This is a genomic window from Endozoicomonas sp. SESOKO2, assembly GCF_024606245.1.
Classification (GTDB): domain Bacteria; phylum Pseudomonadota; class Gammaproteobacteria; order Pseudomonadales; family Endozoicomonadaceae; genus Endozoicomonas_A.
In genome coordinates this window covers 21384-42575 of the sequence record NZ_JAHHPQ010000612.1, presented here as the reverse complement: position 1 = coordinate 42575, position 21192 = coordinate 21384, and the positions used below count along the sequence as shown (strand labels likewise).

At 46.5% G+C, this 21192-nt stretch carries 18 protein-coding genes and 1 riboswitch; of the genes, 4 read left to right on the top strand and 14 right to left on the bottom strand.

Going from position 1 to position 21192, the window contains the following annotated elements; all coding sequences use genetic code 11:
- Positions 1–176: 176 nt before the first annotated feature.
- Both KDK17_RS15085 and KDK17_RS15080 read right to left on the bottom strand, forming a co-directional pair.
- Positions 177–1772 carry a hypothetical protein gene (locus tag KDK17_RS15085; protein WP_257288412.1) on the bottom strand — a complete coding sequence of 532 codons (1596 nt, stop codon included), beginning with the start codon at positions 1770–1772 and terminating at the stop codon, positions 177–179.
- Between the two features lie 355 nt (positions 1773–2127).
- Positions 2128–5550, bottom strand: coding sequence for a hypothetical protein (locus KDK17_RS15080; RefSeq protein WP_257288411.1), 3423 nt, complete (start codon positions 5548–5550; stop codon positions 2128–2130).
- A 430-nt stretch (positions 5551–5980) separates the two neighbouring features.
- On the opposite strand from KDK17_RS15080, the gene KDK17_RS15075 reads away from it, so the two are divergent.
- Complete coding sequence (locus KDK17_RS15075; protein ID WP_257288410.1) at positions 5981–6658, top strand: DUF2057 domain-containing protein; 678 nt, start codon at positions 5981–5983, stop codon at positions 6656–6658.
- Entirely contained in the window at positions 6655–7371 is a 717-nt protein-coding gene (gene rsuA / locus KDK17_RS15070; RefSeq protein WP_257288409.1) for a 16S rRNA pseudouridine(516) synthase RsuA, read from the top strand. The genes KDK17_RS15075 and rsuA overlap by 4 nt, the downstream gene beginning before the upstream one ends.
- Here the strand turns inward: rsuA and KDK17_RS15065 are convergent.
- The 12 genes from KDK17_RS15065 to KDK17_RS15010 all read right to left on the bottom strand — a co-directional run bounded on the left by KDK17_RS15065 (position 7353) and on the right by KDK17_RS15010 (position 19620).
- A complete protein-coding gene (locus KDK17_RS15065) occupies positions 7353–7883 on the bottom strand; it encodes a DinB family protein (protein WP_257280188.1) in 531 nt (176 codons plus the stop codon). The genes rsuA and KDK17_RS15065 overlap by 19 nt on opposite strands.
- 42 nt (positions 7884–7925) lie before the next feature.
- Positions 7926–9131: a hypothetical protein gene (locus tag KDK17_RS15060; protein ID WP_257288408.1), complete on the bottom strand. Its 1206-nt coding sequence runs from the start codon at positions 9129–9131 to the stop codon at positions 7926–7928.
- Positions 9132–9147: 16 nt separating this feature from the next.
- Positions 9148–10056, bottom strand: coding sequence for a cyanophycin synthetase (locus KDK17_RS15055; protein ID WP_257280190.1), 909 nt, complete (start codon positions 10054–10056; stop codon positions 9148–9150).
- Complete coding sequence (locus KDK17_RS15050; protein WP_257288407.1) at positions 10053–10907, bottom strand: hypothetical protein; 855 nt, start codon at positions 10905–10907, stop codon at positions 10053–10055. The genes KDK17_RS15055 and KDK17_RS15050 overlap by 4 nt, the downstream gene beginning before the upstream one ends.
- 33 nt (positions 10908–10940) lie before the next feature.
- The gene (locus KDK17_RS15045; RefSeq protein ID WP_257288406.1) at positions 10941–11459 is read right to left on the bottom strand and encodes a hypothetical protein; all 519 of its coding nucleotides are present in this window, start codon (positions 11457–11459) and stop codon (positions 10941–10943) included.
- Between the two features lie 147 nt (positions 11460–11606).
- Positions 11607–12080, bottom strand: coding sequence for a YHS domain-containing (seleno)protein (locus KDK17_RS15040; protein ID WP_257288405.1), 474 nt, complete (start codon positions 12078–12080; stop codon positions 11607–11609).
- Between the two features lie 182 nt (positions 12081–12262).
- Positions 12263–13207, bottom strand: coding sequence for a CNNM domain-containing protein (locus KDK17_RS15035; RefSeq protein WP_257288404.1), 945 nt, complete (start codon positions 13205–13207; stop codon positions 12263–12265).
- A 266-nt stretch (positions 13208–13473) separates the two neighbouring features.
- Positions 13474–14058 (bottom strand): cobalamin adenosyltransferase, encoded by a 585-nt coding sequence (locus tag KDK17_RS15030; protein WP_257288403.1) that lies wholly within the window; start codon positions 14056–14058, stop codon positions 13474–13476.
- A 91-nt stretch (positions 14059–14149) separates the two neighbouring features.
- Positions 14150–16000, bottom strand: a complete 1851-nt coding sequence (locus KDK17_RS15025) for a TonB-dependent receptor domain-containing protein (protein WP_257288402.1) — start codon at positions 15998–16000, stop codon at positions 14150–14152.
- A gap of 6 nt (positions 16001–16006) precedes the next feature.
- The gene (locus KDK17_RS15020) at positions 16007–17023 is read right to left on the bottom strand and encodes a cobalamin-binding protein (protein WP_257288401.1); all 1017 of its coding nucleotides are present in this window, start codon (positions 17021–17023) and stop codon (positions 16007–16009) included.
- A gap of 181 nt (positions 17024–17204) precedes the next feature.
- Positions 17205–17414: riboswitch (cobalamin riboswitch) on the bottom strand.
- Between the two features lie 119 nt (positions 17415–17533).
- Entirely contained in the window at positions 17534–18127 is a 594-nt protein-coding gene (locus KDK17_RS15015; protein WP_257288400.1) for a cob(I)yrinic acid a,c-diamide adenosyltransferase, read from the bottom strand.
- A gap of 47 nt (positions 18128–18174) precedes the next feature.
- The gene (locus KDK17_RS15010; protein ID WP_257288399.1) at positions 18175–19620 is read right to left on the bottom strand and encodes a cobyric acid synthase; all 1446 of its coding nucleotides are present in this window, start codon (positions 19618–19620) and stop codon (positions 18175–18177) included.
- Positions 19621–19647: 27 nt separating this feature from the next.
- Here KDK17_RS15010 and KDK17_RS15005 point away from each other — a divergent pair, with 27 nt between their 5' ends.
- Both KDK17_RS15005 and waaA read left to right on the top strand, forming a co-directional pair.
- A complete protein-coding gene (locus tag KDK17_RS15005) occupies positions 19648–19851 on the top strand; it encodes a hypothetical protein (protein WP_257288398.1) in 204 nt (67 codons plus the stop codon).
- A gap of 35 nt (positions 19852–19886) precedes the next feature.
- On the top strand, positions 19887–21176 hold the full coding sequence (waaA, locus tag KDK17_RS15000; protein ID WP_257280200.1) for a lipid IV(A) 3-deoxy-D-manno-octulosonic acid transferase: 1290 nt from the start codon (positions 19887–19889) through the stop codon (positions 21174–21176).
- Positions 21177–21192 lie beyond the last annotated feature (16 nt).

Genomic DNA, 21192 nt, shown 5'->3' with positions numbered 1-21192 from the left:
TGGACGCTGTGTTTATACTTATCCATTAATAGGGTTAAGGTGTTGCAAGAAAACAGGCGGATCTTTTTGTCAATCCTCTCTTTAGTGCTGCTACTCAGGGTAATAGCCATGACTCCTGAGCCGCTCATATACAGGGCGAGGGCGTTGCAACAGCCTCTTTTAAACGAGGGGATGAATCACTCAGGCCATAGATTCAACAATATGGCCAGAGAGGCTATGACCCCCAAAGCATTAGTCACTGGGGTTGTATCCGCTGATGAACTAGAAACCAGGTTGATACTGAAAGTCGCATTGGTAGTCGCATTGATAATAGAAGCAGAGGACTGAGGGTCTGTCATGCAAACAGCTGAGTCAAAGTAGAACTGACCCTCAACGTTGTTCAGTCCAGTCAAAGCAGTGGCTTTGGAATCATTGATAGGAGTCCAGCTATTCACGATCTGGCAAAGTGACGGTGCACTGGTCGTTTTCGGGCCGACGGTTGAACTCACAGACCTCGGGCACTCATCTGCCAGTGGCAATGGATCAACGGCTTTCAGGGGGAAATATTCGTTGTCTACTTTCCACAAAGTCATTCCCCGAAAGTGGTTACAGGTCAGTGCCAGATCAAGCTTGTAATAGATAGTTAAAGCTGTCGTTGTGACGTAGATATTGTTACCAGCCAGATTAATGAGAGGAGCTTTTCTATAGGCAAACACGGAAAGACCTTTTAAAACGACCCCACCCCTTCGGGTTTCAATTCCTGTACGAATTTCGCTATGTGTCTTGCCTTTATTGTCAATATCAACAGTGTTTCTGAAGATATTAATATTGCTTCCGGATCCAATTGAAATCTGAGCCAATTCCGAGATTTTGCCCCGGAATTTGTTCTCAATTATTTCGAGCTTATTTGACAGGTTATTGATGTTGCGAAAATTAATGAATATTGCTTCCTCGGGAATCATACTGAGTTTTGTCGTGCGGATGATTTCACCAATGACCTCGTTATTAGCGAAACGTAAGCCCGGGCCCGTGTGCGAATCATTGGTGGATGCATCCAGATTCGCAGAGCAATTAATGTTAACTGCGGCCCAGACAGGGAGATAAAAAACGTTGTTCTCTATAGATAATGTCCGGTTATAGCAGTTTGTGTGAATAATAGCGTCAGTTAGAGTGTCGGGATTAACTCCAGTTGGCCGGAAAGTAATATGTTTTATATGATTGTCTCCTGTTTCTCCAGAATTGAATTTGCGACTGTATCCAACTCCAACCCCGATCATATATCTATTTGTAAATTTATCATGAAGCTTGATAACAATTTCAAAACCTTCATCAGCAGCCCCGATGATGTCCTGGCCGCTCTTCAAAGCTATTGCACTGGCAATAAGATATTCAATAGTGGGCTTACCTGTCACAGGGGTAACGGTTGGAGCAGTTGTTTTGGAGGAAAGCAAGATAACAGTGTTATCAGGAATCTGTTTTATCAACTCACTTAAATCATCTGCAGGGTTGGCAGTGAGAACAACGCACTGTCGTCCGCTAACAAGATCACGGTATTGGTTAAGCCGTTGTTCAACCCCCGTCGTTTGATCTCTGAGAGAGCTGCATAATTCTGTTGGAATGGGAGGTGCAGTAGCAGGAGTTGCAGTAGTAGGAGCTGCAGTTGACGATTGAGCTGCGGCTGTCGGTTGAACAGTGATTGTAGATTGAGTCGCGTTTTGAGCCTGAAGGTTCAGGGCAAGTAACAGAAATACAGGAACGATGAACAGGGACGGATGGTGCTGCAACTTAATCATTTTCAGGACTCCCCGGAAAAGTCGATTGGAAGCCTAGACGCTGTGTTTATAATTATCCATTAATATGATTAAGGTGTTGCAAGAAAATAGATGGATCTTTCTGTCTAATCTCTCTTTAGTGCTGTTGCTCAGGGTGCAACAGACTCTTTAAACCGAGGCGATGAATCAGCTCAGGTTATAGTTGCAACAATATGGCCAGAGTGGCTATGACCCCCAAACCATTGTTCACTGCGGTTGTACCCGCTGATGAACTGGAAACCGGACTGTTACTGAAAGTCATATTGATAATGAAATCAGAGGACTGAGGGTCTCAGGGTCAGGAGAGTTGGGGTGGATCATATATGACACCAGCTTTTTAACCCGTTTCATTGGTTCCCTCATAAGCAACCCTGTTAAATGCCCTGGAGCGCAGTATGCTGGCCATTTTGCCCAGGGCTGGATTGGGGTAACTGTCCTGAAGACGCTCCAGAACATGCGTAAGTACAATGCCTGATACGGAATCGAGCTTTGGCTCTGAAGATTCAAGGGCCGCCAATACATTAATGCGCATCATTGCCATCAATGCACGATCAGGGCCAGCAGCCTGACCAACTGCCAGGTTGAGTTCGTCAATCATCATGGTAGTAAGTTGCCTGCTGTGCACCGGCTCACCTGAAGCCAGTATGGGAGAATCGTAAGACAGCAGGGTTGACGGGGCAGTGTCCATAGGGCTGATCAAGTCAACCACATAAACCCAGTCTTTCGTTGTATACCCTTCTTTTGAACAAAGAATGAGGTTGCAGAAATAACATTTTGTGCCGTAATAAAACGCCTCACCAATGTTAGTCATAAGCAGCTTACATTTCTCAGGCAAGTCACCGCGTGAAAGGGCAGCTTCCTCCAGACGATGATAGAACCGTTCTTTGATCTCACTGAATTGCTCTTTATTAAGTACCAAAAGATCTGTATCCCTTGGCATGACTGAGCGCTCAACAACTCCCCGGGATATTTCGCCCGGTAACAGATCATTGCCGGATACCCCATTTAATGCCTCGCTTCCCCAAAGTGACTGGACCTGCGTCTGATAAGCACGGCTTCCCAAATATACCACAGGCTTATTTTCACGATTCAACGCCTGTACTTCGCTGGCGATTTGCTCATGAAAATAAGCTCTTGTATTGAGAATATCCGGAGTATCTCCAGTAACAGATGTCTTTGCGGCAAAATCTGCCAGAGTATAACGGTTATTACTGGAGTTTTCTTTAGATCGGCCATTTTTAATCTGGCCTGGATTCGGTTTATGACTACCACCGGTTTTGACTAATGATAGTTTTTTAGAGTTATTTAGATCTTTTAAGTGGCCTGTTATGAAAGCAATATTTTTTTTCAATTTCTTCCCACAACTGACGGTAGCCTGTTCAAGCTTGAGAATGGTTGGAAATTCATTTTTGAGGATATCGATCCGTTTACCGCTAACGAGGACAAGAGCAGAATTCAAACGCTGAAGCTGTTGCAAACTGTAGTATAAAGTAGCATGAATCGACTCGAACAGCGCAATTTTCAGGCAAATATCTTGTTCATTAATGACGTGTTCTCTGATGTTGTTCAATTGCCTGAAAGCGTCTTTGAAACAGGTTTTGATGTTTTGGTTGATCTTATCAAATTGATCAATTTTCTCTTTAATCCCGGAATCATTCGCTTTGATTTTTTCTTTCCATTTCTCTTTGCTCATCTTAAGCGAGCGCGATGAATCACTGGTATGAATGCATGTAAGGCAGGCCTCGAGATCATTGAATATTGAAGCGCATTGAGAAACATGCTCAACGAGCATTGCACAGTAATAACTGCAGTGGAAGAACGTCAGCAATAATTCGGTGTGCCGCGATTTTACATTGTTTTCAAAAATATTAATGAGCCGTTCACAGGACTCTCTGTCCAGTTCTGAGATGTTAATGTCTGAATTGTATGCATCGCACTCTTTATTAATGAGTTTTAAAATATCATTATTCTGGATAAGTATTTGTGTCAGCTGGGATTTCAGGTATTCAGGAAGCTGCTGCGGATTGTCATTTGTTATCCCATCCGTGGTGGCATGTTGCATGATGACTTTTCTGGCCTCATGAATGCTATTCCTGATGGCGATCGCTTGATTATTGGTCAGAATCTGTAACCTATGCCAGGCGAGAGATAAACGACGACGGTATTTAAAGGTTTTCATTCCATCACTGGTCAATAAGCCAAGCTCCTGCAACTGATCTGCCCATGGATCCAGAACATCCAGTATTTGTTTCAGCTCCTCCGTCTTCATTACCTTTATTAACGGTGACTGGTTCTCAGTGGCACTCTCCTTGTGAGCAAGAAGGGTACTCAGGTAAGTAGAAGCAGCTTCAAGCCCAAGGATGAAATACATACTAAGTGGGTTGGGTCGGGATTGTGTATATTCTTTAACATCTTTATGCCAGCTTTCGATGTTGATTCCTGCTGTATTATTATCTTTAAGAGCTTGAATAACTGGCTCCAGTGAATACTCGTTATGGAAAACTATTCGAGTGGTTGCTTCAAAAGCCTTATCGGCTTCATCCCACCGTCCTGATAATACAGCTGCATGGAATAACTCTGCACAAAATAGATGTTGCCCAATCGCCTGTTGGTCAACGCACACTGGTTGGAATGTGTGATCATCCCCTTCTTCCCTGTATCGATCTATTGAGCTGAAAAGGCTTCCAGAAGCGATATTCAAGATATCTTGAGAATCTTCCCTGTTCAGGACTTCCAATGAACCCGTGGCAATGACAGTGAGCAGATTGCTGACCCCTTCACTCAGGATGTTAGACTCACGTAGCTTAAGTTCGGGGCATTCCCGAGGGGGTGCATGCAAAATTGAATGGTACTTCCTTGGTTCTACCGGTGCCCGAAGGGCGATATGGCTGTTGAAATCAGCGTATCTTATCATGCTCTCTACAACAGAGCGGACATATGACAAATGGCAAACAATAGATTCGCTCAGAAAACTGTTTGATTGCTGGCCCGGGGAATCAGCCATGGAGGCCCATCGACATAACATTCTATCGAGAACACGATAGTGCCTGGCGAGCCACACTGCTACGTTACACATATCATCGCTCAAAAAAAGCCGTTTGGACAATACGGCATATTGACTTCTGTTAGCCAATTTTCTTGCGTTATACCAATCGACCAGTTTGTATGAACTGTCTTTGAATACCTGATATTTATTAGCAAGACGCTTGAGCAAAGCCAGTCTGTTGTAGATTAAGCTATGGAACTGAGGACCATCTGTATCAAGAAACGTTCTATCAAAAAACTCTTGATCAAGTTTCGTTGTAAATTCGAGTAATTCACGCTTGAAGCTTTGGACAGCCGCTATCGTAATTTCTTGAGAAGGTGGGGACGGTGCTCCGTGGAAACAAGGCAGAGTATCCAAAATGATTTCATCACGCAGAGGCTTCAGGAGAATGTTTAAGGCAGGACTGCAGGCTGCTGAGTCCTCCGGCAAGCTCTGGTCAGAAGCTGATGTCAAATCAGGTGTATGATAGGTTTTTTCTACTGAACTGGTCGCAGCCTGTCTTTCTGTTAGAGAAAAATCGCTGGGTTCGGAGTATGCCGGGTCATTGGTTTTATCAATGCACGCTAAATGAGACTCTGGATTTATTGCAGAAGCCCTGGCAGTAGTTGAGTCTGCGTCCGCCAGTCTTTCTGAGCAGTCCTGAGTGGCGGTGCATCCTTCAGGGTCAGGCTGCTGGTAAGAAGGCGGAGCATAAGTGTTCTTGATATTTTGCATAATTGTTGCCTGATTCGAGTAATCATTATTTAAAGAACGGCATGTTCTATTGAGACATAATTACGCTGACTTAGTTCCCCGAAATTAATTACACTCGCTCCTCAAGGAGTAAAAATTTGGGAGTGAGTTCTATCTTTTTTAACATATTCAAGACCTTACACGGGTTATGATAGTTTCGAAACTTAAGATAATAAAAGTGGTCACATCACTGCAGCAAACCGGCTGACCAGAATGCAGCCTCCCAAAAGCCACTTGCTTTTAGCCCCTGAGTCCGGCATGTTGTGCAGGCTTTTCTCACCCTCATCAGTATAAGTTGCATAAGGGGATATCTATGCGCTCTCTTTTAAACGATTTTTTCAGCCTCTATGAGCGCTCAATGTATCATCGCCCATGGTTAAACAGATTCCTGGCGTCGACCCTCAGCTTTTTCATGGTCGCATCGGTCTCAGCTGCTGGATCCAAAGCTGAACAGGCCACCCTTCAGTTACCAGCCAAATCTGAGTTACTGGTTCTTGACGGTACCAATGCCAGAGACCTCGACTTCAAGGTGGAAGCTAACAAGCCCATTCCTCTGACCGATGAACGCCATCAGATTGTTTTTCAATTATCTGATGTCGTCACTAATGGCGGGGACCGGACGCGCTTCACCTCCAAACCTTTTGTTCTGACCTTCCATCCAGCAGTTGGCAAGCAATACACTATTGATACACCCGAACTGAGAAACATGCGTCAGGCAGAAGCGATCAACGATGACCCCACCAGCAAGATTTCATTGAAGGATGCAAAAGGCGAAGCCGTTCCTTTTAAATTTGCCATTCTGCCCAGCAAGGGTATCCAGCTCGGTCGCAACTATGCGGCAGACGTCCAAAAGTTTAATCGTTCTGACAGCCCGGCAGCGGCCAGTGAATTTTCAGGTTTGGGTGTCTTTGCAGAGCAAACCACGGGCTTTGCCAATGCAACTCAGAATGAGGAGATCTATGGTTCTGCTGCCAATCAAAATGACGATGCCAATATGAGCGCCAGCATGTTGCGCTACTGGTTTGAAAAAGCCGATCCGAAAACGCGGAAGGCGTTCGTCAACTGGGCCCGGGAACAAGTCAGCCAGTGAGACTCGACAAATTTCTTTGTAAAAGCACCGAACTGACCCGCTCAGAAAGCAAAAGACTTCTGAAAACCGGGTCGGTGAGTGTGGAGGGTGTTATCGTCAAAAATCCGGCCTGTAAGGTTACTGACGATGCTGAGATTCTTCTGGATGGCGCACCGCTGACGCTGGTGGGATCTCGTTACATCATGCTCAACAAACCGGTGGATACCATTTGTTCGACACACTCAGGAACAAGAGCCGAACTGTATCCATCCGTTATTGATCTGCTGGATGTCATCAAATCAGATCGTCTCAGGATAGCCGGTCGGCTGGATGTGGATACCACAGGGCTGGTGCTGATTACAGACGACGGCCAGTGGTCTCATAAAATCACATCACCGGTTAAAAAGTGTGGAAAACGTTATCGGGTAGAACTAGCCATGCCCCCGGATCAGTCTGCCATCGAACAGTTTGCACAAGGTATTCAGTTGCAAGGGGAGAAAAAACGGACCCGACCGGCGCAGCTTGAATTTATTTCTCATCAGGAAGTACTGTTGACGATTCATGAAGGCAAGTACCATCAAGTCAAACGCATGTTTGCAGCTCTGGGTAATCGTGTAACGGCCCTGCATAGGGAACAGATAGGCTCTATCACTCTCGACCCTGATCTGGAAGCGGGTGAGTGGCGCTATCTGACTGAAGACGAGATCAATTCCGTTCAGGAAGTCACCAGCTGACCTCTGTTAAAGGTGGAAGTAGCTGGAGCCATACCCACGGAAGGGTCAATTCTGTTGCCTGCCACTTTTGCGATCGTTGCCATCATTGCCAGGTGATGGATCAGATGGCTGCTGGCAAAGATCAACTCCCTTCCCAGTGTGGATTTCAATCGCACGCTGCTGCTTGCTGACAAAAGTACTTCAGTTTTCATTACAACCTCTAATGCCAGATCTTCGGCTTTCAATGCTTGCAACCATTGCAGCAAATCTTTCAACTCTGCCAGTCCCGCATTTTTTTCATGCTCCAGCAAAAGCCCCCTGCGTCTAATATCATAATCCACCAATTCGTCAGAAGAAGAACGGACAGCTTCATACAGATCCAGAACATGACGCAAGTGCTGGCCGATTGTGCTTTGAAAAAGGCCTGAATCACTGAAACGGTAATCATTAGCACTCATACCAGAAACAAAACCGATCATCTGCTCAACCGCTTCCTGATTGCCCAGCAGTACCTGCTCAAAATCACTACGCATGGTAAGAATCCCCTTTTTTCTCAATATCTATTGCGTTTTTTTTCAAGACAATATTTTTTCATTCATGGCGGCTCTATCCGCCCTGACAGTCCCGCTCTGCCAGCTGTAGCGGAAATAAACCAAAGCTAAAATGGAGGCAATAAAGTACACAGCCTGAAGCGCTTCCAGAGGTGGCTTTACCTGATGCAGAAACAGAGCTGTGACCATAAACAACAGAGCCACGCCCAATTGAGAGCAGTAACTTTTCAGTAAAAGGTAGGCATGGGTATTCGTTTTATCCGAACGATCAAAGAACACTTTGTTGAATGACAACCGGAACAGACTGGTCAGAAAAGCAATTACAAGAATGACTGCATATTGCTGCTGTGTTGACAATGTCTCATCGACCACCCCCCTCAGCAGCCAGCTGAAAGCGTAGAGAATAATGGCTAACCGAAACAGTCGGATAGCTGCCATCCGGTCAATAAAAGTTTGTACCAGCTTGAACAGGACAGCCACTGCAATCGCCAGAACCACCATCATCCCACCCAGCTCAAGCAGACTTTCCCTGTTGATGAAATAGAGTGACAGGGTCCAGAAATAACTTTCCAGAAAAAGAAACAGACCATCCGCAAAAAACACCCCACGGGAGCCAAAACTGTCACGAAATCGAAACACTTCTGTGAATCGGGTTAGCGGAGCAGAAAACGCTCGGTCGATTTCAACCACCACCTTCTTTTTCAGGGTGCGGGCAACACCGACTGATGAAATCAGCGCGCTGAGCATAAACAGAATTGAGAAACTTGACTGTTCCAGCAAAACTGCACCCGCCACAATGCCTATTTTAAGCATCACAGCGACCAATATCTGGAAGTTGCCAAAGTGTTGACCGGAATTCCAGCTATGGCTGATGGATTTGAACAACAGTCGTTGAGCCATCCAGTAGAAACAGCCATAAATACCATTCAGAATGGCCAGCAGAATGAGCCCTGTGACTCCGCTCCCTGCTTGCTGCTGAAAGAAAAGTAATCCTGCTACCAGCAGAAGCTCAGTCAAAAACGAGGCCCTGACAGCCCAGACACTCCCTTTGCCAGATCTCAGGTTTTCCCAAACCCGGAGGGTAAAAAGATAAGCTAAACCTGACAGGGCAATAAACAAGGCTATTTCAGTCAGCCGATAACCCTGTTGCCACAATAGAGTAGGCATGAAGAACGGCAACACGCCCACCAGAAACGCGTGGATACCTGAGAACTGAAAAAAGTAATGCACTCCCATCTCTGCTGTCTCAGAAAATATCAGCCTGGGCCACGTGGAGCTTATCGAGCTCCTCAAACACCCCGGAAATATCTTCTTTTTCCCCATATCTGGGGTAGTCGTGCATTTTCACGTAAGGACGGGAGTTCACCTCCAGAAGAATACATTTCTGATCTTCATGACTGTGCTCTATGCCTTTTTCCATGATGATATCGATACCAAGAATATTGGCATCAAAGGTATTCAGCACTTTTTCCATCAGTCGTATATTCTCTTTGGCCACACTGTTGACCGGAATGGTTTCAATGACACCGCCGGGTGCCAGAGCAATTCTATGGAAAAGCTTTACTTGCTGCTGATCAGCCGGAACCGAATTCAGATCATAGCCCTGATTGGCTAAATAGGTTCTGGTTTGTTCGCTTTTCTGAAGCGGGTACATGCAGTCCAAAAGCCCCATCTCCTTTCGAATAGCATTCTCCTGATCGATCAGTGTGTTGATCGAATCCTGACCATTTCCGATCACAAAAGGGGCATAACGCTGAATCACAGACACCACTTCACCTTTCGCCACCAGCACCCGATAGTTTTTTCCTTCCAGATACTCTTCTACAACAGTGGCAGGCCACCAGATTTTGGCCAGCAAAGCCGCTTTCCACAACTCCCGATAATTTCGAATGGGAAAATAGCTGCCTCTTGAGAAACCGCCCACATTGGGTTTAACCACCAGCGGAAAGCCATGCTGCCTGGCAAAACGAACGGCATTCCATGGATTGATGAAGATCTCACCACGGGCATGGGGAATGTCATTTTTACTGAACGCCGTTCTTGCCTGGGCTTTTGAGCGACAGCTCTTGCGTACTTCCAGAGAGTTATACTGAGTGCAGCCATTCATGAATTTCTGGCTGATGTAGCTGTATACCGTTTTCTTGATAAACTTCACAGCACCATCTCCTCTTCGGCCTTGGCTGGCAGCTTTTTAAAATTCAGTCGGTTCAGGAAAAACAGCTTCCTGAAGAAAATGGATTTTCGTTTTCGGGCTTCCGGAATTTCACCGGTCACCAAGGCCAGTTGACGGGTCAACTGACCTGTAAGTCGCAACTTCTCGAAAGCCCCCAGATTCTTGCTCAACAGCACCAGAGGCATAGGCAGGAAGAGATTGATTTCAAAAATCTTGAACTCCCCCTGGACCAAAGCTTCGATGCTGTCAGCCCGGAGACCATAGCGAGCCACTCTGAATGGCCCGGTCTGGCTCAAATGCAAAGCCAGCTGATCGACCTGCTCTCTGTTCAGCTCTCTGGTTTTGTCCAGATAAAAGGTTTCACTGTTGTAAATACCGTTGACAGGATGTGAGTCGTTACTGGTGTTCAGAACCTGAGTCACGGAAAGTGTTTTGAGACACTTTCCAGATTCCAGAGAACAAATCACAAACACTTCAAACTCTCTTTTCCCCTGAGCACTCTCCTGAATCAGGTAGGGCACACTGTCCTGATCACGATTCGCTCTTGCAGCCTCCAACTGAATCTCATTATCGATCCTGATAACCCCGGCAGAGTTCTGTCCCCATTCAGGTTTCAGAAAAACCGGGTAGTGTTCCGGTTTTATGCCGTCAGTATCCAGGCTCTGCTTCAAACGCCACCGTCTGGGAATGAACTGATCCATATCAAGCTTCGAATACAGCCCTTTGGCATCATTGAAGTAATCCGCATTCAACTGAAAAAACAACCAGGGCTTTACTCTTCGTCTCAAGGCTTGCCAGATAAATCCCAAGACCAACAACGTACGAATTATCATAATGACCACTTCCAGTTATAGTGTCCCGGGGAGTTAAGCGTTAGATCTTGCCAGTTGTTCTTCCTGTACCAAAGAGAAGTTGGCTATCGCCATGATCAACCCTAACACCAGAATCGATACAGCGGCATAGAACAAGGAGCCTCCGTCACTTTTTCCCTGATGCAATACCTCAATTCCCAGGGGTGTAGCAAGGTGGAAGAAGACAGCTCCCGCCATGATACCGGAGGCTGCCAGTCCACCCAGACTGTGAATCAGACTCTGGCTGATCTTGCTTTCATGAGTACTCAACTTATTGTTAATAAACAGTATGACAGGCAGGAACAGCAGTAAACTAACGGATAATTCTGCAAGTCCTACGGCAATGGCCCCATAACTGCTGAACCATTCACCCACGGAGGCACCAAAAACCCCCTGCATCCATTGACCGATGGTTCCAAAGATATGCTGAGTATCCGGGTGCCCACTGAACTTGTAAGGCAGGGAGAACAGAAAAACCTTGGCTATCCAGAGGACAGTTAACCAGCTAAAAATGTATATAACGTGCTTTTTCATGAGATCAATTCCATTTCTCAAAGAGCAAGAAGTCCAGTCACCGGGTTGAAAGTGATTTGACTCAACGTATCTATGGGGTAGATGAGCAAAGTCACAGACCACCAGTGAACCGGACTTTACTCAGGATTTGATAAGAAACCAGCGGGTTTAATTGATCACTTTCGGCCAGTTATCATCAGCTTCATTGATCAGGTTTTTCTTATCCTTGAGCCATTTCTTCTGAACAGACCCATTGTAATTCAGGTAAAGCTTGCCATCTTCGATGGTCCACTGATTGGGATCAGCACTGGCAGTATTACCATGAGCTACAGCCCAGGCGCAATAGCCGCCGTACTGTGGGGCATACTTTTCCGGGTTATCCAAAAACAGCTTTTTATGCTCTTCACTCTTGAAGTACCAGTTAGCACCCTTATAACGAGTAGTAAATTTATCCGAACCTTTTACCGACTGGCCTTCAGTAAAGTAAGCCACGGGGTCATAGCCGCTGACAGCCTTATCGCTGAAAAGCCCGGTATAGATCTCGTCTTTGGCCATAACCTGCACCGAAAACATCAATGTCAGTGCTACGATTAAACTGCCCCATATGCCTGTAGCTAAAGATAAGCGATTTGCCTTGGTCATGCACTTTTCCTCTCTGAGCTTCGAAAAAAATCATTGTCCTTTTGACTCTATATACGGCAGGCAAATTAAATAGTTTCAGAGCGAGGAAATAAATATTTAATGCATTAAAACTATCAATTGGTTTTCACTTGGCGAGGGTTTCAAGGGATGTGGCAAGGAAGAGGTTGCGGGGTTCTACAGGCTCAGGAAGCCTGTAGAATGGCCTGATAAACTTGCTTGGCAGTGATCATTCGGGTCTGTTCCGGATTCCGTCCGGCAAGAAGTGCGACAGAAGCTCTGGCTTTGCCAAAAGCCTTTACGGCATCCAGCAAAGTGCTCTGCTCCTCCAGGAAAACAACCTGCCTGGCCAATTCTCCGACCGTTTTATCGGCACGGCCATTAACCAGACAACTGGTTATATGACGGTAGTGTACGATCCCCACTACCACACCATCACATACAACCAGATAACGTTTGTAGGAATGTTCGCAGATAAAGGCTTGAATATCCTGCACCTTTGAGTCGGAGGCCAACCAAACCATAGGACCATTCTCCGTAGTCAAGGCTGCCAGAGTCTTCTGGTTCATTTTCAGAGCCAGTTCTGCCATTTTACGCTCTTCACGCTCTATCACACCGGACTTATTAAAGTGACGGATGATGCCTTTCAACTCGTCCCGGCTGGGCTCCTGTGTGTTCTCGAACCTGAACAGCCTGGCCCAGACCAACGTCATCTTGAGCATTGGTCGAAGCAGGAAACAAATAATTCTTACGAAGCGGGCAGAATGATTGAGTACAGGCTCTGCCATCTGAACCGCAAAGAGTTTCGGCAAAATTTTGGCAAATACCAACATGCAGTAGGTCAGAAGAGCAGTAAAGATGGCCAAACCGGTGTCATTAAAATGTTTGGCAGCAATGGCTCCTATCATCGAGCTTCCGGCAATGCTGATTAGCGTGATCAACATGACCATGGAGGATAAGTGGGCCTCCTTGTTCTTGATAACGTATTTAATATCAGCCTTGTTCACCGGTTTTTTTCTGAGAATAGTGGCTAGCCTGAGGTCATCAACGTAAATGATGGCAGATTCAATGATCGAAAGAATAGCAGTAACAGCAACAATCAGGCAGGCAACAGCAACAACAAGAAGCATCCTTGCTCCTCCATCTTTTTATTTGTGGGAATAAACCTTTATCGGTCACCTCAGTGATAAGTTTATATTAAAATTTCACGATGGCAGGTTGATTTCACGACTTGAAAAAACCTGCCTTACTCTGAAAATGAACGTCTGAATGGCCATGAGTGAAAAGACAACTGTGAGCGAAAAAAACAGTGAAAAAAAGGTCCCTTTCTCATCATGGCCTCCTATTTTTATTATTATATTGAGCCTTATTTCTATCCTAAATCGAACTTTCCTGATTACACAACCTTTTTCGCAGACTCTTGCTTTAACTTTGAAGGTGACTTGGACTTATAACTCTTGCTCACATACTCAGGCTCCATGATCCCCAGTCGTCCATTGATCACCACCGTTAATCTGAAAAACAGATTGCAAAGCATGTTGGCAAAGCGATGCAGAACATCTGGAACTTCTATGCCTTCAGCATCCACCAAGACCATAGCTCTGATCGCTTTTTTACTGAGAGAACGACAGGAGTGAAGTAACTGAACGGGTCGTGGTCCGCGGGGCAAGACAAAACCCTTTATTCGCCCGGCGATCTCTTGCTGATAACGATCAAAATACCCCGCAAGCCATTCTATTTGCTCTTCAAATATGGCTTGTTTTCCCCGGATAGAAGCATTGAGATGAAAAATTTTCGGTTGCAGCTCACAGAGAAAATCGTAGATATCCCTGAATCGTTCATCACCTTCAAGCTCATAGATGGCTCCACCCAGTGTCGTACAAAGCTCATCCGTAATAATTTCGTGATCACACAAAGGCGAACGCTCGTAGATAAAGGGGTAGCAGAGCTCGCGGATGTCTTTGGATTTTTTGAGTGTCATATTGACTACCTTGTAGAAAAGCTCTCACTCCGGGATAAGAGAGTGAGAGCTTACTTAACACATGACAGACGTTAGTCGTACGAGAGAAGACTTACAATTCGGGAGTCCAGGTCAGAGTGACAAATGCCCCCAGTGGCTCGCCCCTGTAGCCATTAACCGGCTGATACTCTTTATCGAAAAGATTCACCACTTTCAATCCTGTCTTCACCTCAGAAGTCAGTCTATAGCTCATGCGCAAATCAACTGTTCCGAAACCTGCAACTTCTGTCGTATTGGCCGCATTAGCATAAGACTTGCCTTGCGCACGGAAAGTAGCACCCAGGCCCAATTGATTGAACTGCTTGTCAAAGTCCAGGGTAAAGAGCTCTTTAGCTCTATAAAGTAGAACCTTACCCTTATTCACTCCAGAACGGTTTTCCGGATTAAGGAAAGAAACGCTGGAATTGACATCCCAACCCATAGCGCGGGTCTTGACTGTCAGTTCAATCCCTCTGATGCGAGCCTGATCAATATTAATGGGCGTGTAGGTGCTGTCTGTAGCAATCATATCTTCCATGTTGTTCTGGTAAAGAGAAACTGACCAGTCAGCAACAGCCAGAACACCTTTCAAACCCACTTCTAAGTTCTCAGACTTCTCAGGTTTCAAATTGGGGTTATCATAGCCAGGGTAGTAAAGGTCACCAAATGTTGGAGCTCTGAAGGCAGTGCCATAGGAAGCCGTGAAACTCATCTCATTGGACAGAGCCAAACCGTAGGAAGCACTACCGGTTGTGTTATATCCATACGCCTCATTCTTGTCTCTTCTAAGAGCTACCTGAACGTCCTGGTTACCGAATGAGGAATGGTTTTGAACAAAAACGCCTGCGTTGTATCTTGAATCTTCCAGATAAGCAGTACTGCCATCGTATCTTTCATCAGAATAATCAATGCCTGCTGTCAGCAAATGGTTTTCATGCCAGGCAATATCATTCTTCCAACTGGTTGAAAAACGCTCGCTCTCACTCCAGTAACTGTCTGATGTCGCACCTGTGCTGTAGCTCTCTGTCTTACCTTGCGTGTGTTCTTCTGCATAGCCCAGATTAATGCCTGAACTCCAAATCTCATTAACGGTAAGATTAGCGAAGCTGCTTGCATTCGTTACCCGGAACAAGTTAAAAGGTTGAGTCATACTTGATGGATATGATGGATTATTGTCGTATTCAGATTTTCCTTCGGAGTGTGAAAAAGCTATACCGACCTCCAGGTTGTCGGAAAACAGGTGGGAAATACTGCCAAATGCTGACTTGTTTCGATAAGCATCATCTTCATCACCATTCTCTTTAGGAATCGTGAAGTTGTAACCGCCTGTCTCGTAGATATTCATGCCGAGATTGTAACGGAGACCGTCAGACTTTCCATTCAAGCTAATACCATACTCCCCTGTATTACGACTGCCCCCAGCCGCTTTGATCTTCAGATGAGGCTTCCCTTCTCCTTTGCGAGTGAAAATCTGAATCACCCCGCCCACTGCATCCGCGCCGTAAAGGCTGGAGCGAGGGCCTCGGACAATTTCAATTCTTTCGATATCTTCCGGGTCGAGATATTGGATGGGAGGGACACCCAAATTAACTGAGTTGATCTTCTGTCCATCGACCAGAACCAGTGTTTGAGCGGTATTTGTACCCCTGAGATAAATACTGGATAGGCTGCCTGCACCACCATTTGTTGCAAGCTGCATACCCGGTGTTTTGCTGAGCAACTCCGGCACACTGGTCGCCTGACTCCGCTCAATATCTTCCCGCGTAATCACGGTAACCGGAGCCAAAGCCTCATCAACCGACTGAGCGGTTCTGGAAGCTGTCACAACCACTTCCTCGAGCTCGATGACTTCTTCACTGGCCTGAAGCGAGCCAGCCAGTCCTGCTGTCGCCAGTGCGACTGCAATGCGCAATGTATTAGGCATGGGGGGTTATTCCTTGTGTGTGTTTTCTGGCGTCTTTGAAGCCTTGGCAAGACTTTCTTTTCTGACGCTCTCAAGTTGTTGACAAAGGGACTCGGCAGCATCCAGCGCCCGGGGTGTCGGTCTGGATATCAAATGGCCTTGAACAGTCAACAGATGGTGCTTTTTCACCGCCTGTAGATCGCTCCATTTCGACCAGCGCTCTTCGATGGTTTTGCCGTCTTTGAGATTGTTGGAGCTGACAATGACCTCAGGATTCTTGACCAGAAGGGATTCCATGCTGACTTTGGGCACCCGTATTTTTGAGTCAGCATAAATATTCTGTCCGCCGCAGAGTTCTATCATCTGCCCGATAATCTGCTTCCTGCTGATGCTCATCAGCGGTTTGTTCCAGATTTCATAAAAGACAGTGACAGGCTTGTTGAGCCGGTATTTGTTCTTGATAGATTGGTAGCGCGCCAGAAACCTTTTTGCTTCTTTATCTGCTACCACAGAGGTACCAAACAGTTTCCCCAATCGCCTGATAACCGATGCAATCTCAGAAAAACTCAGTGGGTCAATATAGAAAACACTGACGCCCAATGATTCCAGCCTTGACGTCACTTTTGGACTGTTGCCGCCTGCCCAGGCCACCACTATGTCCGGTTTCATGGCAGCGATGGCTTCAACGCTGACATTGGGAAAGCCGCCTATTCGGGGAACTTTAGTAACGGCGGGTGGGTAGTCACTGTGATCGTCAACCGCAACAACCTGTTTGCCCGCCCCTGCAGCATAGATCAACTCAGTTGAGCCCGGAGAAAGACTAATTATTTTTTTGACGGATTCGGGAACACAGACTTCTCTTTTGAGGTCGTCTTCTACGCAAACCTCTGAAGCCTTTAACAACGTCGTATAGCCAGACAATATGAAAACAGTCAGCCAGATTGCAGGCTGACGATACCTCTCAAAAAAGCGCAGCACTTTTGCGACAGTCTTCTTGAGAGGTGAACGAATTCGTTCCCGACTTGTTTGATGCAGATGCCTCATGGAATCCCTGAGATCGATGTTTCTCAGGGCGGCAGACAGTTAGCCGGACGCAAAGCTCCAGCCGCAGGACAGTGATGACCGATCTCTCCTGTCAGAGACTTGTCAGTATCCGGGGAAGATATGAATATTCCCAACCGCCAGGTGACCCGCCCGGTTAGAAAGCTCGATAGCATCGAGCTTCCATGGTTGCTTTACTGAAGGCAGGTCTCCTGGCTCCGGGATCAACATGCTTTTCTCACCTTCCCGGATCTTGAATCCAGTGGTTTGGAAAGCCCGTAGAGGCTTTCTTGAGAACGCATTACTCCGTCACAGTTGCGGGCACAGCCGGGTTTAAAACCCCGTTCCCTATCGTTTGCAATCGGATAAACAGACCGTTTTGCAAACAATCCACAGCGTCTTAAAGGGTCAGCACTTTCTAAGCGCAGGCCATTGTCACCGTGGAACCTTCGTAAAGGTCGGGCATATTACCCGAACTTTCGTTTTAATTCACCCCTCTTTCGAAAAGCGAAATTACTCTTCGATCTTTGATTTGGGAGAGGCCAGCCAGAGCACTTCGCCTTCGTTCTTTCTGGCACAATGCCTTGAGAGCACATACATCACATCGGACAGCCTGTTGAGGAAAGTAATGAGAGGGGCATTAATGTCCGCACCGGATTCACGCAGTCGAATCACTGCACGTTCGGCCCTGCGGGAAACGGTTCTTACCATATGACAATAACAGGCGGCTGTGCCCCCACCAGGCAGTGTAAAATTTTTCAATGGTGGTAAGTTTTTATTCAATTCGTCAATCAATACCTCCATTACTGTCGTATGTTCTTCCTGAATCAATTGATATCCAGGCATGGCCAACTCACCACCCACATCAAAAAGTCTGTGCTGAATCTCGCTCACCCGACTCAGCTGCATCCCGGTCAAATCATCGGATTGCCTGAGCACATTGAGCAACATCCCCATCCAGCTGTTCGTCTCATCAACAGAGCCAATGGCTTCAATTCGATCATCGGCTTTCGATAATACGTCACCACTGCCAATCCGGGTGGTTCCCCTGTCACCGGTACGGGTATAAATTTTGGTCAGGCGATAACCTTTGCGTTCTTCTGTCATTTTAAATATCCCCTCAGTCATCACTCTTTGGAACAGTCAAATATTTTTCACTGATCAACAGCTAACAATGTATTCAAATCAATATTCTGCTCGGCGGCATCCGCCATTCTATTGATACCTTCTTCTCTGAGTGCTTTGTAGTCCAGTGTCGCTAATTGCCTGAGACCCGACCAGGTTAAAAGAGCATTGCAGGCCTCCGTTGTTTCGAAGACGCCATGCAGATAGGTACCAAAAATCTGACCGTTTTCAGACATGACACCGTCCACACCCTGTTTCAGATGAATAAGAGGATTGTCCAGAGCCGGCCCATGGGTGATGCCCGCATGAATCTCGTAACCTGTCACTGAAACTTTTTCCATATCAGGAAGCGAGAGGCTGCCCACCACCTGTTTCAGCTGTTTTTGGGGGGCTATTGTGGTTTCCAGATTCAGTAAACCCAACCCCTCAGTACTACCCGGATCCCCCTCAATACCCTGAGGGTCATGCACGGCATTGCCAAGCATTTGATAGCCTCCACAGATGCCCATCAGTTTACCGCCGTAGCGGAGGTGCCTGAGAATATCCCTGTCCCACTGATTCTCTCTCAGATAGACGAGGTCAGTTCGGGTATTTTTGGAACCGGGAATGATAATCAGATCCACTGGAGGAATAGGTTCACTTTTGCCAACAAAGTGAATCTGAACATCAGGTCTCAGCCTGAGGGGATCAAAATCGGTATGATTACTGGTACGGGTCAATATAGGAATCGCTATTTTTAAAACCACATCGTTATCATGGCAGACCTGTTGTGACTGAATCGCATCTTCAGCTTCCAGGTGCAGACCATGGAGATAAGGAAGAACCCCCAGCACCGGTTTACCGGTTTTTTGCTCAAGCCATTCCAGTCCCGGTTCCAGCAGTTTGATATCACCTCTAAAGCGATTGATCACAAAACCGGCCACACGCTTTTGCTCTGATTCCGACAGCAGGGCCAGTGTCCCGTAAAGGTGGGCAAAGACTCCACCTTTATCAATATCAGCAACAATGATGACCGGACAGTCGGCTGCTTCTGCAAAACCCATATTGGCAATGTCTCTGTCTCGCAGGTTGATTTCTGCCGGACTTCCAGCCCCCTCAACCAGCACAAAATCGTATTGAGCTACTAACCTGCGCCAGGACTCCAGAACCGACTTTAGCAAACTTGGTTTCAAGTCGTGATAGGTTTGGGCATTCATTTCCCCGATAGAACGTCCATTGACGATCACCTGCGCACCAATATCGGAGTTAGGCTTCAACAAAACAGGATTCATATCCGTATGGGGCTCAAGACCCGCCGCTAATGCTTGCAACGCCTGTGCTCTGCCAATCTCACCTCCATCCTCAGTCACTGCACTGTTCAGAGCCATATTCTGTGGTTTGAAAGGTGCTACTGAAATACCCCGTCTGCTGAGCGCCCGGCAGAGTCCGGTAACCAACGCACTTTTACCCGCATCGCTGGTAGTTCCCTGGACCATGAGAGTTCGTTGCCCTGGCGGTATTGAGTGATTCATAAATTTAAGAATGGCAGTCCTGAAAATAAGATGAAGCAGTTTGATTGTGTTCAGTGGATGGATGCAAGCGCTTTTTTGCTGTCCGATATCATTTCTTCCCGGAATGTTCCACTGCTCGGAAGCCCTCTGGCATTGAGAGCCATAGAGATTCCATTAATAAACCTATTTCGGGTCAGGCTCTATCTGTTAACATAGCTGGTAGTCCAATTCCAAACGAATCCAGCCCTGACATGAGTCGATTCTTATATTCATTTTTATTGTACCTGGCGGTACCCGCTGTTCTGATCAAGCTGGTTCTGCGCGCTAGAAAATCCCCAGCTTATGCTCATCGCTGGTGTGAACGCTTTGGTTTTATCAAAAAATTACCCAATGACAAGCCCATCATCTGGATTCACTCTGTTTCCGTCGGTGAGACCATAGCCAGTGCGCCCATGGTTCATGCTTTGATGAATCAATACCGAAATCATCACTTTCTCATCACCACCATGACTCCCACTGGCTCTGAGCGTGTTAAAAAGATATACGGTGACCGTGTTTCTCATGTTTATTGCCCCTACGATTTGCCAGACGTCCAAAGCCGGTTTCTAAATCGGACTCACATCAAAATGGCTTTAATCATGGAAACAGAACTCTGGCCCAATACCATTGCCGCCTGTAAAGCCAGAAACATTCCTGTCGTGATCATAAATGCCCGGTTATCAGAGAAGTCGGCCCGTGGTTATGCAAAGCTGGGCTCACTGACTCGAAACATGATGCAGAATATCCATCGGGTAGCCTGTCAGACTGAAAATGACGGTGAAAGATTCAAACAATTGGGTTTACCTGCTGAACGTCTGACAGTAACAGGCAGCGTCAAGTTTGATCTGTCTGTGGATGATGAAATCCACAAAAGTGCTGCCTTGCTCAAATCCACATGGGAATCAGGATTAGGCCGTACCACTAAAATACTGATCGCTGCCAGTACCCACGATGGCGAAGATAAACCGGTTCTGGATGCTTTTCGCAAAATACAGGAGCAACTCACCGATACGCTATTGCTGATTGTTCCCCGACATCCCGAGCGGTTTGACCGTGTTTTTGAACTGTCAGAAAGCCTGGGATTCAACACCATCAGACACAGTCAGGCGACCGAAACTTCCAGAGATACCGAGGTGATCATTGGCGACACTATGGGTGAGCTGATGAAGCTGTACGCAACCTCCGACATAGCCTTCGTCGGAGGCAGTCTGATTGAGAATGGGGGCCATAACATGCTGGAACCCGCAGCCCTGGGAATACCGGTTTTATCTGGCCCCAGCATTTACAACTTCATGGACATCAGTCAGCAGCTAGAAGACGCTGGCGGTATGAAAACAATTCAAAACTCAGATCAATTGGCAGAAGTCGTATCCGATCTGCTGACTGACGATGCTGCCAGAAAAAAGATGGGGAGCCAGGCTCAAACCTTTGTAGAAGGTAATAAAGGATCTCTGCAAAAGCTTTTGAAACAAGTGTCAGAAACCATTGATCATCTTGGCTAAGCTACCCAGCTTAGTC

Coding starts and splice junctions, on each gene's coding strand:
- KDK17_RS15085 (WP_257288412.1), bottom strand. CDS start 1,772: ATGATTAAGTTGCAGCACCATCCGTCCCTGTTCATCGTTCCTGTATTT.
- KDK17_RS15080 (WP_257288411.1), bottom strand. CDS start 5,550: ATGCAAAATATCAAGAACACTTATGCTCCGCCTTCTTACCAGCAGCCT.
- KDK17_RS15075 (WP_257288410.1), top strand. CDS start 5,981: ATGGTCGCATCGGTCTCAGCTGCTGGATCCAAAGCTGAACAGGCCACC.
- KDK17_RS15065 (WP_257280188.1), bottom strand. CDS start 7,883: ATGCGTAGTGATTTTGAGCAGGTACTGCTGGGCAATCAGGAAGCGGTT.
- KDK17_RS15050 (WP_257288407.1), bottom strand. CDS start 10,907: ATGATAATTCGTACGTTGTTGGTCTTGGGATTTATCTGGCAAGCCTTG.
- KDK17_RS15045 (WP_257288406.1), bottom strand. CDS start 11,459: ATGAAAAAGCACGTTATATACATTTTTAGCTGGTTAACTGTCCTCTGG.
- KDK17_RS15040 (WP_257288405.1), bottom strand. CDS start 12,080: ATGACCAAGGCAAATCGCTTATCTTTAGCTACAGGCATATGGGGCAGT.
- KDK17_RS15035 (WP_257288404.1), bottom strand. CDS start 13,207: ATGCTTCTTGTTGTTGCTGTTGCCTGCCTGATTGTTGCTGTTACTGCT.
- KDK17_RS15030 (WP_257288403.1), bottom strand. CDS start 14,058: ATGACACTCAAAAAATCCAAAGACATCCGCGAGCTCTGCTACCCCTTT.
- KDK17_RS15025 (WP_257288402.1), bottom strand. CDS start 16,000: ATGCCTAATACATTGCGCATTGCAGTCGCACTGGCGACAGCAGGACTG.
- KDK17_RS15020 (WP_257288401.1), bottom strand. CDS start 17,023: ATGAGGCATCTGCATCAAACAAGTCGGGAACGAATTCGTTCACCTCTC.
- KDK17_RS15015 (WP_257288400.1), bottom strand. CDS start 18,127: ATGACAGAAGAACGCAAAGGTTATCGCCTGACCAAAATTTATACCCGT.
- KDK17_RS15010 (WP_257288399.1), bottom strand. CDS start 19,620: ATGGTCCAGGGAACTACCAGCGATGCGGGTAAAAGTGCGTTGGTTACC.
- waaA (WP_257280200.1), top strand. CDS start 19,887: ATGAGTCGATTCTTATATTCATTTTTATTGTACCTGGCGGTACCCGCT.